The 13,415-nt window shown below is 65.7% G+C and carries 11 protein-coding genes; 7 read left to right on the top strand and 4 right to left on the bottom strand.

Features of this window, described 5'->3' with window-relative positions:
- Window position 1: 1 nt before the first annotated feature.
- Window positions 2–574, bottom strand: coding sequence for a LemA family protein (locus JHD77_RS21685; protein WP_003094011.1), 573 nt, complete (start codon window positions 572–574; stop codon window positions 2–4).
- A gap of 193 nt (window positions 575–767) precedes the next feature.
- Here JHD77_RS21685 and JHD77_RS21680 point away from each other — a divergent pair, with 193 nt between their 5' ends.
- From JHD77_RS21680 to pncB, 7 genes are all read left to right on the top strand, one after another.
- Window positions 768–2,108, top strand: coding sequence for an imelysin family protein (locus tag JHD77_RS21680; RefSeq protein WP_031755905.1), 1,341 nt, complete (start codon window positions 768–770; stop codon window positions 2,106–2,108).
- 162 nt (window positions 2,109–2,270) lie between these two features.
- On the top strand, window positions 2,271–3,692 hold the full coding sequence (locus JHD77_RS21675; RefSeq protein WP_003102642.1) for a di-heme oxidoreductase family protein: 1,422 nt from the start codon (window positions 2,271–2,273) through the stop codon (window positions 3,690–3,692).
- 9 nt (window positions 3,693–3,701) lie between these two features.
- Window positions 3,702–4,766 carry an imelysin family protein gene (locus JHD77_RS21670; RefSeq protein ID WP_003102644.1) on the top strand — a complete coding sequence of 355 codons (1,065 nt, stop codon included), beginning with the start codon at window positions 3,702–3,704 and terminating at the stop codon, window positions 4,764–4,766.
- Window positions 4,767–4,776: 10 nt separating this feature from the next.
- Entirely contained in the window at window positions 4,777–5,871 is a 1,095-nt protein-coding gene (locus tag JHD77_RS21665) for a DUF1513 domain-containing protein (RefSeq protein ID WP_016852101.1), read from the top strand.
- 169 nt (window positions 5,872–6,040) lie between these two features.
- A complete protein-coding gene (mexV, locus tag JHD77_RS21660; protein WP_003102651.1) occupies window positions 6,041–7,171 on the top strand; it encodes a multidrug efflux RND transporter periplasmic adaptor subunit MexV in 1,131 nt (376 codons plus the stop codon).
- A gap of 50 nt (window positions 7,172–7,221) precedes the next feature.
- Complete coding sequence (gene mexW, locus JHD77_RS21655) at window positions 7,222–10,278, top strand: multidrug efflux RND transporter permease subunit MexW (protein WP_003141256.1); 3,057 nt, start codon at window positions 7,222–7,224, stop codon at window positions 10,276–10,278.
- Window positions 10,279–10,415: 137 nt separating this feature from the next.
- A complete protein-coding gene (gene pncB / locus JHD77_RS21650; RefSeq protein ID WP_003102657.1) occupies window positions 10,416–11,612 on the top strand; it encodes a nicotinate phosphoribosyltransferase in 1,197 nt (398 codons plus the stop codon).
- Window positions 11,613–11,736: 124 nt separating this feature from the next.
- On the opposite strand, the gene JHD77_RS21645 is transcribed toward pncB, so the two are convergent.
- The 3 genes from JHD77_RS21645 to JHD77_RS21635 are packed head-to-tail and all read right to left on the bottom strand — an operon-like array spanning window position 11,737 to window position 13,366.
- Complete coding sequence (locus JHD77_RS21645) at window positions 11,737–11,979, bottom strand: hypothetical protein (RefSeq protein WP_003102660.1); 243 nt, start codon at window positions 11,977–11,979, stop codon at window positions 11,737–11,739.
- A complete protein-coding gene (locus JHD77_RS21640; RefSeq protein WP_003094029.1) occupies window positions 11,976–12,680 on the bottom strand; it encodes a lipopolysaccharide kinase InaA family protein in 705 nt (234 codons plus the stop codon). Before JHD77_RS21640 ends, JHD77_RS21645 begins: the two co-directional genes overlap by 4 nt.
- 2 nt (window positions 12,681–12,682) lie before the next feature.
- A complete protein-coding gene (locus JHD77_RS21635; RefSeq protein ID WP_003094031.1) occupies window positions 12,683–13,366 on the bottom strand; it encodes a class I SAM-dependent methyltransferase in 684 nt (227 codons plus the stop codon).
- Window positions 13,367–13,415 lie beyond the last annotated feature (49 nt).

Below are 13,415 nucleotides of genomic sequence, written 5' to 3'. Positions count from 1 at the left end.
CTCAGCCGAACAGGGCCTTGAGATCGACGTCGGCCTTCTCCGCCTCGCTGAACTGCAACAGCTCGGCGGCCTTGAAGCCAGCGACACGAGCGATCAGCAGGTCGGGAAATTGCTCGATGCGCACGTTGTTCAGGTTCACCGCCTCGTTGTACAGCTCGCGGCGATCGGCGATCCCGTTCTCCAGGCCGCTGATGCGCTGGGAAAGGAACTGGAAACTTTCGTTGGCCTTGAGCTGCGGGTAGTTCTCGGCCAGTGCGAAGAGCTGCCCCAGGCCGGCGCGCAGGCCGCTCTCGGCCTTGCCCAGGGCATTCACGTCGGCGCGCTCGCGGGCGCTGGCGACGGCGTTGCGGGCGGCGATGACCCGCTCCAGGGTGGCGCGCTCGTGCTGCATGTATTGCTTGCAGGCCTCGACCAGCTTCGGCAGCTCGTCATGGCGCTGCTTGAGGAGCACGTCGATGTTGGCCCAGGCCTTGCCCACGGCGTGCTTCAGCCGTACCAGGCCGTTGTAGAGCACCACCGCGTAGCCGGCGAGCAGCAGCAGGACAACCCAGAAAGCGATAGCGGTCAGACTCATGGACGGAGCTCCGGACGAAGATACTGGCATTCTAGCTGCGCCCGACATGTCCAGGCACGACGGCGATCACGCTGCGCCCTTTTCAAAAATGCAAATCTTTCGCATTATGTGGCGGTTTTTTAACGCCCTCGCGGGTGTTTCCGACAAGCGCACGCCGCTTCGGCACGCCACCAATAAAGCAAAGGAATCCGCCATGACTCGTATGCCCCTGGCCACCGCCAGTCTGCTGGCCCTCGCCATCTCCCTCGCCGGCTGCGGCGACGACAAGAAAGCCGAAGCGCCCGCAACACCGGCGGCCAGCACGCAGCCCGCCGCGTCCGCCGCCGCCCCGGCCGCCAAGGTCGACGAGGCCGCCGCCAAGGCGGTGATCAAGAACTACGCGGACCTCGCCGAAGCCACCTTCGCCGATGCCCTGAGCACCGCCAAGGACCTGCAGAAAGCCATCGACGCGTTCCTCGCCAAGCCTGACGCGGAGACCCTGAAAGCCGCCAAGGAAGCCTGGTTCGCCGCTCGTACCCCTTACTCCCAGAGCGAAGCCTTCCGCTTCGGCAACGCGATCATCGACGACTGGGAAGGACAGGTTAACGCCTGGCCGCTGGACGAAGGCCTGATCGACTATGTCACCAAGGACTACCAGCACGCCCTGGGCAACCCCGGCGCCACCGCCAACATCGTCGCCAACACCGAGATCCAGGTCGGCGAAGACAAGATCGACGTCAAGGAAATCACCGGCGAGAAACTGGCCAGCCTGAACGAGCTGGGCGGTTCCGAAGCCAACGTCGCCACCGGCTACCACGCCATCGAGTTCCTCCTCTGGGGCCAGGACCTGAACGGCACCGGTCCCGGCGCCGGCAACCGTCCCGCCACCGACTATGCCCAGGGCAAGGACTGCACCGGCGGCCATTGCGACCGTCGTGCCGCCTACCTGAAGGCCGTCACCGACCTGCTGGTCAGCGACCTCGAATACATGGCCGGACAGTGGAAAGCCGGCGTCGCCGACAACTACCGCGCCAAGCTGGAAGCCGAACCGGTGGATACCGGCCTGCGCAAGATGTTCTTCGGCATGGGCAGCCTGTCCCTCGGCGAACTGGCCGGCGAGCGCATGAAGGTCGCGCTGGAGGCCAACTCCACCGAAGACGAGCACGACTGCTTCAGCGACGACACCCACCACACCCTGTTCTTCAACGGCAAGAGCATCCGCAACATCTACCTCGGCGAATACAAGCGCATCGACGGCAGCGTGGTCAAGGGCCCGAGCCTGGCCGACCTGGTCGCCAAGGCCGACGCCGCCGCCAACGACACCCTGAAGGCCGACCTGGCCGACACCGAGGCCAAGCTGCAGGCCATCGTCGACAGCGCCGAGAAGGATGGCGTGCACTTCGACCAGATGATCGCTCCGGACAACAAGGACGGCCAGCAGAAGATCCGCGACGCCATCGCCGCCCTGGTCAAGCAGACCGGCGCCATCGAGCAGGCCGCTGGCAAGCTGGGTATCCAGGACCTGAAGCCGGACAACGCCGACCACGAGTTCTGATTCCTTCCTGTGCCAACAGCGTGCGGCCCATGGCCGCACGCTGCGTTTCAGGGCCTCGAAAGCGGTCTTCGCGGGCCTTTACAAACGCAAATCCCTCTTATTTTGATTAGCCCCAACTGGTAAGCTTGCGGGCTGTTTCCACGCAGTCCGGGATGTTCGCCGATGTCGTTGCCGTCACCTTCCATGCCGCTCGCCTGTCTCCTGACGGCGCTCCTTCTGGGCGGATGCGGCGCCGACGACGAACCGCTGCGCGCCGAGCCCGGCGAACACCTGTCCGGGGGCGCGACCACGGTGCTGCAAAGCGACCGCAACGCCTTCTCCCTGCCCTCCGCCAACCTCGCCCCGAGCCGGCGCCTGGACTTCAGCGTGGGCAACAGTTTCTTCCGCAACCCCTGGGTCATCGCCCCTTCCTCCACCACCGCGCGCGACGGTCTGGGACCGCTGTTCAATACCAACGCCTGCCAGAACTGCCATGTGAAGGACGGCCGCGGCCACCCGCCGGGAGCGGACGCGGTCAGCGCGGTGTCGATGCTGGTACGCCTGTCGATCCCGGCCGGCCCTGCGGACGGCAAGACCCTGTTGCACCAGGGGGTGATTCCCGAGCCGACCTACGGCGGCCAGTTGCAGGACGTCGGCATTCCCGGCGTCGCCCCGGAAGGCAAGGTGCGGGTGGACTACGAGCCGCTGAAGGTGAGGTTCGAGGACGGCACCGAGGTCGAACTGCGCAAGCCGATCCTGCGTATCAGCCAGCTCGGCTATGGGCCGATGCATCCGCAGACGATGTTTTCCGCCCGCGTCGCCCCGCCGATGATCGGGCTCGGCCTGCTCGAGGCGATTCCCGAAGAGGCGATCCTGGCCAATGCCGATCCGGACGACCGAAACGGCGACGGTATCCGCGGGCGCGCCAACCAGGTCTGGGATGCCGCGCGGCAGCGCACCGCGCTCGGCCGCTTCGGCTGGAAGGCCGGCCAGCCGGATATCCCGCAGCAGAACGCGCACGCCTTCGCCAACGACATGGGCCTGACCAGCAGCCTGCTGCCCCACGACGACTGCAGCGCCGCCCAGGTCGAGTGCCGCCGGGCGCCCGACGGCGGCGAGCCGGAAGTCAGCGACAACATCTTCGCCCAGGTGCTGTTCTACAGCCGCAACCTGGCGGTCCCGGCGCGGCGCAAGGTGGACGACCCGCAGGTGCTGGCCGGCAAGCGCCTGTTCGCCCAGGCCAACTGCGTGGCCTGCCACGTTCCCGCCTTCACTACCGGTTCCGACGCCAGCGAGCCGGAGCTGGCCAACCAGCGGATTCGTCCCTATTCCGACCTGTTGCTGCATGACATGGGCGACGGCTTGGCGGACAATCGCCCGGAATTTCTCGCCAGCGGGCGGGACTGGCGAACCCCGCCGCTATGGGGCATCGGCCTGACCGAAACGGTCAACGGCCACACCCAGTTCCTCCACGACGGGCGCGCCCGCAATCTGCTGGAGGCGATCCTCTGGCACGGCGGCGAAGCCGAAGCGGCCAAGCGGCACGTGCTCGGCTTCGACGCCGACCAGCGCAGCGCCCTGCTGGCCTTCCTGAATTCACTCTGAGGAGCCCACATGTTCCGCCCACGACTGCTCTTGACCAGCCTCGCCATCGCCCTCGGCGCCTGCTCGCCGCAAGACCCGCAGGCCGTCACCAGTGCCGCCCTGGCGCAACAGGTGATCCTGCCGACCTACAGCCGCTGGGTGGAGGCCGACCAGGCCCTGGCCAGCAGCGCCCTGGCCTACTGCCAGGGCAAGGAAGACCTGGCCAAGGCCCGCGACGCGTTCCACGCCGCGCAGAAGGCCTGGGCCGAGCTGCAACCGCTGCTGATCGGCCCGCTGGCCGAGGGCAACCGCGCCTGGCAGGTGCAGTTCTGGCCGGACAAGAAGGACCTGGTCGGGCGCCAGGTCGAACAGTTGCTGAAGAACAACCCGCAGGTCGACGCCGCGGCCCTGGCCAAGGCCAGCGTGGTGGTGCAGGGGCTCTCCGCCTACGAATACATCCTCTTCGACAGCAAGATCGACCTCGCCGACGCCGCCACCAAGGCCCGCTATTGCCCGTTGCTGGAAGCCATCGGCACCCACCAGCAGCAACTGGCCCAGGACATCCTGGCGCGCTGGAAGAACGACGGCGGCATGCTCACCCAGATGAGCAAGTTCCCCAACGACCGCTACGCCGACGCCCACGAGGCGATCGCCGAGCTGCTGCGGGTCCAGGTCACCGCCCTGGACATGCTGAAGAAGAAACTCGGTACTCCGCTGGGCCGGCAGAGCAAGGGCATTCCCCAGCCCTACCAGGCCGAGGCCTGGCGCAGCAACGCCTCGCTGGCCAGCCTGGACGCCAGCCTGAGCGGCGCCCAGGCGCTCTGGGAAGGTATCGACGGCAAGGGCCTGAAGACCCTGCTGCCGGCCGAACAGAAGGACCTGGCCGGCAAGATCGACGCCGCCTACGCCGACAGCCACGCGAAGCTGGCGGCGCTGGAACAGAAACCGCTCTCCGAACTGCTCGCCAGCGAAGACGGGCGCAACCAGCTCAACGCCCTCTATGACAGCCTGAACGTGGTCCACCGCCTGCACGAAGGCGATCTGGCCCGCGCCCTCGGCGTGCAACTGGGCTTCAACGCCAACGATGGCGACTGAGGTCGGCACCATGCTGCGACGTCATGTGATCGGCCTGGGCAGCCTGCTGCTCGGCGCCTTGTCCTTCGGCGGCTGGAGCTTCAGCCGCCTGGGTAGCCAACCGCTGGTGCTATCGGCGCGCGACGACGCCGATGGCCAGCATTACGCGGTGGGCTACCGCCTGGACGGCAAGTGCCAGTTCGCCACCCGCGTGGCCCAGCGCTGCCACGACATCGTCCAGCACCCGAGCCTGCCGCTGGCGCTGTTCGTCGCCCGCCGGCCAGGCACCGAAAGCTACCTGATCGACCTGAACGACGGTCGCCTGCTGCAGACCCTGGTCTCGCAGAAAGACCGCCACTTCTACGGCCACGGCGTGTTCCACCAGAGCGGCGAGTGGCTCTACGCCACCGAGAACGACACTACCGATCCCGGTCGCGGCGTGCTCGGCGTCTACCGTTTCGACGGCGAGCGACTGCAGCACAGCGGCGAGATCTCCACCCACGGCCTCGGGCCGCACCAGGTTTCCTGGATGCCCGACGGCGAGACCCTGGTAGTGGCCAATGGCGGCATTCGCACCGAGGCGGAAAGCCGGGTCGAGATGAACCTCGACGCCATGGAGCCCAGCCTGGTGCTGATGCGCCGCGACGGCAACCTGCTGTCCAAGGAAACCCTGGCGCAGCAGATGAACAGCGTCCGCCACCTGGCGATCGGTCGCGACGGCACCATCGTCGCCGGCCAGCAGTTCATGGGCGATGCCCACGAACATGCCGACCTGCTGGCGATCAAGCGCCCCGGCCGTCCCTTCGAAGCCTTCCCGGTGGCCGAGGAGCAGCGCCTGGCGATGGCCCAGTACACCGCCAGCGTGGCGATCCACGACGACCTGCGCCTGGTGGCCCTGACCGCCCCGCGCGGCAACCGTTTCTTCATCTGGGACCTGGACAGCGGTGCCGTACGCCTCGACGCGCCGTTGCCGGACTGCGCCGGCGTGGGCGCGGTGAAGAACGGCTTCGTCGTCACGTCCGGACAGGGCCGTTGCCGCTTCTACGACTGCCAGGGCGAGCGCATCGCCGCGCAACCGCTGGAGCTGCCTGCCGGCCTCTGGGACAACCACCTGCACCTGGCCTGAGAGCACGGCATCAACCTCTCGCCATACCGGTCCGCGAAAGTCGGAAGCGACCTGCAACACGCTTGAAATCTTTCGCCAATCCTGTGCTTTGACAAGCCCTGAAAGCTGCACGTAATGTGTCGGATTCGCCCCGAAACGGGGCGCTCTCGGCATACCAGGGACCAGGATTATGTTGCTCCGCCGCATGTTGATCATGCTCGCCGCGGTGATCGCCGTGGTGGCGATTCTCGCCGGCTACAAGGTCTACTCCATCCGTCAGCAGATCGCCCTTTTCAGCGCACCGAAACCGCCGATCAGCGTGACCGCCAGCCTGGCCGAAAAGCGTCCCTGGCAGAGCCGCCTGCCAGCCATCGGCAGCCTCAAGGCATTCCAGGGCGTGACCCTCACCGCCGAAGTCTCCGGCACGGTACGCGACGTACTGTTCCTTTCCGGCGACCAGGTGAAGCTGGACCAACCGCTGATCCAGTTGGAAAGCGACGTCGAGGAAGCCACCCTGCGCACTGCCGAGGCCGATCTCGGCCTGGCCAGGGCCGAGTACCAGCGCGGCCGCGAACTGATCGGCAGCAAGGCCATCTCGAAAAGCGAATTCGATCGTCTCGCCGCGCAGTGGGCCAAGACCAGCGCCACCGTCGCCGAGCTGAAGGCGGCGCTGGCGAAGAAGCGCGTGCTCGCGCCCTTCGCCGGGACCATCGGCATCCGCCAGGTGGACGTCGGCGACTACGTCTCGCCCGGGACGCCGATCGCCACCTTGCAGGACCTTTCCACCCTGCTCCTGGATTTCCACCTGCCCGAGCAGGACTTCCCCCTGCTCAGCCGCGGCCAGCTGGTGAAGGTCCGGGTCGCCGCCTACCCCGGCCAGGTGTTCGACGCCGAGATCGCCGCCATCAACCCCAAGGTCGACAACGAGACCCGCAACCTGCAGGTCCGCGCTGCCCTGGAGAACCCGGACGGCAAGCTGCTGCCGGGCATGTTCGCCAACCTCGAGGTGATGTTGCCTGGCGAGGAACAACGCGTCGTGGTGCCGGAGACGGCGATCACCTTCACCCTCTACGGCGACTCGATCTACGTCGTCGGGCAGAAGAAGGACGAGCAGGGCCAGGTGTCGAAGGATGACAAGGGCCAGCCGCAACGGGTCGTCGAGCGCCGCTTCGTCAGGATCGGCGAACGCCGCGAAGGCCTGGCGGTGGTGCTCGAAGGCCTGGAGGGCGGCGAGCAGGTAGTGACTTCCGGGCAACTGAAGCTCGACAACGGCGCCGCGGTGGCCATCGTCGCCGAGCGGGACCTCCAGCAAGAGCACTGAGTCGCGCGCCTTCCCACTCCGTGGCGGAAGGCTTGCCAAGGGACTGAAACATGGCTTTTACCGATCCGTTCATCCGTCGTCCGGTCCTGGCGAGCGTGGTCAGCCTGCTGATCGTCCTGCTCGGCATGCAGGCCTTCAGCAAGCTGGTGATCCGCGAGTATCCGCAAATGGAGAACGCGCTGATCACGGTGACCACGCTCTACGCCGGCGCCAACGCGGAAACCATCCAGGGCTACATCACCCAGCCGCTGCAGCAGAGCCTGGCCAGCGCCGAAGGCATCGACTACATGACCTCGGTGAGCCGGCAGAACTATTCGACCATCTCCATCTACGCGCGGATCGGCGCCAATACCGATCGCCTGGTCACCGAGCTGCTGGCCAAGTCCAACGAAGTGAAGAGCCAGCTGCCGCCGGACGCCGAGGACCCGGTGCTGCAGAAGGAGGCCGCGGACGCCTCGGCGCTGATGTACATCAGCTTCTACAGCGAGCAGATGAACAACCCGCAGATCACCGACTACCTGTCGCGGGTGATCCAGCCCAAGCTGGCGACCCTGCCCGGTATCGCCGAGGCGGAGATCCTCGGCAACCAGGTGTTCGCCATGCGCCTGTGGCTGGACCCGGTGAAGATGGCCGCGTTCGGCGTCACCGCCGGCGAGATCAACCAGGCGGTGCAGCAGTACAACTTCCTCGCCGCCGCCGGCGAGGTGAAGGGCCAGTTGGTGGTCACCAGCGTCAATGCTTCCACCGACCTCAAGTCGCCCCAGGCCTTCGCCGCCATCCCGGTGAAGACCGACGGCGACCGCCGGGTGCTGATGGGTGATGTCGCACGGGTCGAACTGGGCGCCGCCAGCTACGACGCGATCAGTTCGTTCAATGGGATTCCCTCGGTCTACATCGGCATCAAGGGCACGCCCAGCGCCAACCCGCTGGACGTGATCAAGGAAGTGCGGGCGAAGATGCCCGAACTGGAAGAGCAATTGCCGCCCAACCTCAAGGTGTCCATCGCCTACGACGCCACGCGCTTCATTCAGGCCTCCATCGATGAAGTGGTGAAGACCCTCGGCGAGGCGGTGCTGATCGTCATCGTGGTGGTGTTCCTGTTCCTCGGCGCGTTCCGTTCGGTACTGATCCCGGTGGTGACCATTCCGCTGTCGATGATCGGCGTATTGTTCTTCATGCAGGCCATGGGCTACTCGATCAACCTGCTGACCCTGCTGGCGATGGTCCTGGCCATCGGCCTGGTGGTGGACGACGCGATCGTGGTGGTGGAAAACATCCACCGCCACATCGAGGAGGGCAAGCCGCCCTTCGAGGCTGCCCTGGAGGGCGCGCGGGAGATCGCCGTACCGGTGGTCAGCATGACCATCACCCTCGCCGCGGTCTACGCGCCGATCGGCTTCCTCACCGGCCTCACCGGCGCCCTGTTCAAGGAGTTCGCCTTCACCCTGGCCGGCGCGGTGATAATTTCCGGGATCGTCGCCCTGACCCTGTCGCCGATGATGTGCTCGCGCCTGTTGCGCCACGAGGAGAATCCCTCGGGCCTGGCGCATCGCCTCGACCTGATCTTCGAGGGCCTGAAGCGACGCTACCAGCGCGCCCTCCACGGCACCCTGGACACCCGTCCGGTGGTTCTGGTGTTCGCCGTGCTGGTACTGGCGCTGATCCCGGTACTGCTGATGTTCACCAAGAAGGAGCTGGCGCCGGAAGAGGACCAGGGCATCGTGTTCCTCATGACCAACTCGCCGCAAACCGCCAACCTCGACTACCTGAATCGCTACACCGCCGAGTTCGAAGGCATCTTCCGCAGCTTCCCGGAGTATTACTCGGCGTTCCAGATCAACGGCTACAACGGCGTCCAGGCCGGCATCGGCGGCATGCTGCTCAAGCCCTGGGACGAACGCGAAAAGAGCCAGATGGAATTGCTCCATGCGGTGCAGGCGAAGCTCAACGAGATTCCCGGCGTGCAGATCTTCGCCTTCAACCTGCCGTCGCTACCGGGCACCGGCGAGGGCCTGCCATTCCAGTTCGTGCTCAACACCGCCAACGACTACGAGTCGCTGCTGCAAGTGGCGCAACGGGTGAAGCAGCGCGCCAGCGAGTCCGGCAAGTTCGCCTTCCTCGATCTCGACCTGGCGTTCGACAAACCCGAGCTGGTGGTCGACATCGACCGCGAGAAGGCCGCGCAGATGGGCGTCTCCATGCAGGACCTGGGGGTGGCGCTGGCCAGCCTGCTCGGCGAGGGCGAGATCAACCGCTTCACCATCGACGGGCGCAGCTACAAGGTCATCGCCCAGGTCGAACGCCCCTATCGCGACAATCCCGGCTGGCTCGGCAGCTACTACGTGAAGAGCCGCAACGGCCAACTGGTCGCCCTCTCGACCCTGATCGAGACCCACGAACGGGCACGGCCACGGCAACTGAACCAGTTCCAGCAGCTCAACTCGGCGATCATCTCCGGCTTCCCCATCGTCAGCATGGGCGAGGCCATCGAGACGGTTCAGCAGATCGCCCGCGAGGAAGCCCCGCGTGGCTTCGCCGTCGACTACGCCGGCGCTTCCCGGCAATACGTGCAGGAAGGCAGCGCATTGCTGGTCACCTTCGGACTGGCCCTGGCGATCATCTTCCTGGTCCTCGCCGCACAGTTCGAAAGCTTCCGCGATCCGCTGGTGATCATGGTCACCGTGCCGCTGTCGATCTGCGGTGCGCTGATACCGCTGTTCCTCGGCGTGTCGAGCCTGAACATCTATACCCAGGTCGGCCTGGTGACACTGATCGGCCTGATCAGCAAACACGGCATCCTGATCGTCGAGTTCGCCAACCAGTTGCGCCACGAACAGGGGCTGGGGCGTCGCGAGGCCATCGAGCAGGCCGCCGCGATCCGCCTGCGGCCAGTACTGATGACCACCGCGGCGATGGTGCTCGGGGTGATCCCGCTGATCCTCGCCACCGGCGCCGGGGCGGTCAGTCGCTTCGACATCGGCATCGTGATCGCGACCGGCATGTCGGTGGGCACCCTCTTCACCCTGTTCGTCCTGCCGTGCATCTACACCCTGGTGGCCAGGCCGGATGCCCCGCCAGGCGTGACGCAAGCGGCAAACGCACACTGATCGGAAACGGCGGACAGCGACAACAGCGCTGTCCGCCGGCGCTGTCGCCCCATCCCACAGCCCTCCGGGCGCGATCCTATGTCCGCCGGCAGCCGCCTCCAGTAGACTGCCCGCTGAAACGCAGTGGTGAGACGAGCATGGCCGAGAGCGCTTTTTCCGAACGTATCGTGCAGAACCTGCTGGATACCGACTTCTACAAGCTGACCATGATGCAGGCGGTGCTGCACAACTATCCCAACGCCGAGGTGGAATGGGAGTTCCGCTGCCGCAACCAGGAAGACCTGCGCCTGTACCTGCCGGCCATCCGCGAACAACTGGAATACCTGGCGGGCCTGGCGATCAGCGACGAGCAACTGGCCTTCCTCGAACGGATTCCCTTCCTCGCGCCGGACTTCATCCGCTTCCTCGGGTTGTTCCGCTTCAACCCGCGCTACGTGCAGACCGGCATCGAGAACGACGAATTCTTCCTGCGCCTGAAAGGTCCCTGGCTGCACGTGATCCTCTTCGAAGTGCCGCTGCTGGCGATGATCAGCGAGGTGCGCAACCGCGCCCGCTACCCGGCCGCCACCGTCGAGCAGGCGCGCGAACGCCTGCAGGAAAAGTTCGATTGGCTGCGCCGGGAGGCCAGCGCCGAGGAACTGGCCGGCTTCAAGATGGCCGACTTCGGTACCCGCCGCCGCTTCTCCTATCGGGTCCACGAGGCGGTGGTGAGCGGTCTGAAGGAGGACTTTCCGGGCTGCTTCGTCGGCACCAGCAACGTCCACCTGGCACGCAAGCTCGACCTCAAGCCCCTCGGCACCATGGCCCACGAATGGCTGATGGCCCACCAGCAGCTCGGTCCGCGCCTGATCGACAGCCAGAGTGCCGCGTTGGACTGCTGGGTCCGCGAATACCGTGGGCTGCTCGGCATCGCGCTGACCGACTGCATCACCACCGATGCCTTCCTGCGCGACTTCGACCTCTATTTCGCCAAGCTCTTCGACGGCCTCCGCCACGACTCGGGCGACCCATTGCTGTGGGCGGAAAAGACCATCGCCCACTACCTCAAGCTGGGCATCGACCCGCTGACCAAGACCCTGGTGTTCTCCGACGGCCTCGACCTGCCGCGGGCCCTGAAGATCTATCGCGCGCTGCAGGGCCGGATCAACGTCAGCTTCGGCATAGGCACGCATTTCACCTGCGACCTGCCGGGCGTCGAGCCGATGAACATCGTGGTGAAGATGAGCGCCTGCAACGGCCATCCGGTGGCGAAGATCTCCGATACGCCCGGCAAGGCGCAATGCCGGGACCCTGACTTCATCCACTACCTCAAGCACGTGTTCCAGGTCGCCTAGGGCAAGCCTGGCGCGCTGCGGCAGGGTGGCGCATGAGGCCTGGTCCTTATTCAGCCCATGCCTCCGACGATCTCATCGCCCATGAAAAAGCCCCGCCAAGGCGGGGCTTTTTCGACAAGGAGACTCAGCGCGACAGGCTGGCTCCCCCCTGGGAAAGACCGAACATCAGCAGCAGGATGTCCTTGTTCGGCTGGACCTCCTGACGCGTCGGCCGCTCGGCCTTGAGCGCCGAAGGCGTCGGGCAGTACTCATGACCGCCGCTCATCTGCACCACGTTCGGCGCGGGTTCGTGCCAGGCGGCAGCCGCGGCTGTAGCCACGGCGAGAGCGCCGACCAGCAACAAACCTCGAGTGATTTCTAATTTCATGTCTGCAACCCTTTGATGGCGCTGCCAAACGCCGTCTGGTAACCATAGATGAAGGCTTGCCACTGCGCGCCAGTCCACGACGAACGGCGCTTCAACTGCTTCAGGTCGTGCTGGGACGCCTTGTTCACCGTAAGGCGGCGGCGGCTCTTCTCCAGGTCGATCAGCGCTACTTCGATGGCCTCACCCTCGACGCGGACGAAGATGTGCTTCGGATAGAGACAACCGTGCTGCCAGTGGGCGAGATTCATCCGGGCAATGGTAGCGCCGATTTGTTGCAGAATTCTTTGGTGCTTCGCTTCGCCCCAGCGGTCCTGGTCACCGCGCGCATAGCACTCGTCGAGGCTGGAGAAACCCTCCAGGGCTTCGGTCACCAGCAGCGCCTGCCATTGCCCGTCGACCTTGCGGCAGCCGGAATAGACCAGGCGCGGCACGCGTATACCGAGCGACTCGAAGGCCCGTAGCGCATCGCGCTCGCGCATGGCGGTGGGATAGCCGAAAGGGCGCTGCCAGTCGCGGTAGACGTGGCCGGTCTGCTGCTTGCGATAGAGCAGCCGTCCATCGCCGGTGTACACCCGCTGCACGCCGCTGGCCCCGCCACGGCGCTCGTTTGGCTCCTCGACCCAGCTGCCGGGTACCTGCAACCACTGGTCGATGGCGGAGTCGCCGGAGATACGTTGCAGGGATGCCAGATCGGGAGCCATCGTTATTCCTTTCGCAAGATATAGACCCGCCACATGTGATACAGCGGGATGAAATCGAGATGCTTCTGGACGACGAAGCCGGCGTCGCGGAACTCGCGCTCGACCGTTTCGGCTGGTAACACGAAGCGGTTCTGGTAGCCGGTCTGTTCCCCGTTCGCTACCCGCCGTGCCTCCATGCGCCTACGCTTCCAGGCCTTGAAATTGCCATCGACCCAGAGGGAAAGGATCACGCTGTCCCGCGTGACCCGGTGAAACTCGCGGAGCAGGACGCGTCGATCGTCCGCCTCGCCGATGTGGTGGAGCAGCCGCATGCAGAAGATATTGTCCACCGAGCTGTCCGGCAGGTCGATGGCGAAAGCGGAAGTCTGCAAGGGCCGTACCCGTTTCACCACACCGTCCGGCTGGCCGGCGCAGGCGACCGCCAGCATGTCCGCGGAATTGTCGGCGCCGATGATCACCCGGTTGTCCTTTTCCGCCAGCAGCGGCCAGAAGCGTCCGGCGCCGCAGGGCAGGTCGAGCACCAGGTTGGGCTGCCCCGCGAGCTTCAGCGCGTGCCGGGCGAGTTGGACGTCGCGCCGGTGGGAAAGTTTCCGGGCGAGGCCGTCCTGATGCTTCTTCAGGTAGGCCTCAGCATGCTCGCGATCATACTTGTGAGAAAAGTCGAGGTCGACAGGCGGATTGTTCATGACGGGAACTCCAGGATTCATGAGACGAACGGTATGAATCCAGCCGTCA

The sequence above is a fragment of the Pseudomonas sp. P20 genome (genome assembly GCF_016463925.1).
Classification (GTDB): domain Bacteria; phylum Pseudomonadota; class Gammaproteobacteria; order Pseudomonadales; family Pseudomonadaceae; genus Pseudomonas; species Pseudomonas aeruginosa.
The sequence above is the reverse complement of the archived record's forward strand: the minus strand, read 5'-3'. Positions and strand labels throughout refer to the sequence as shown.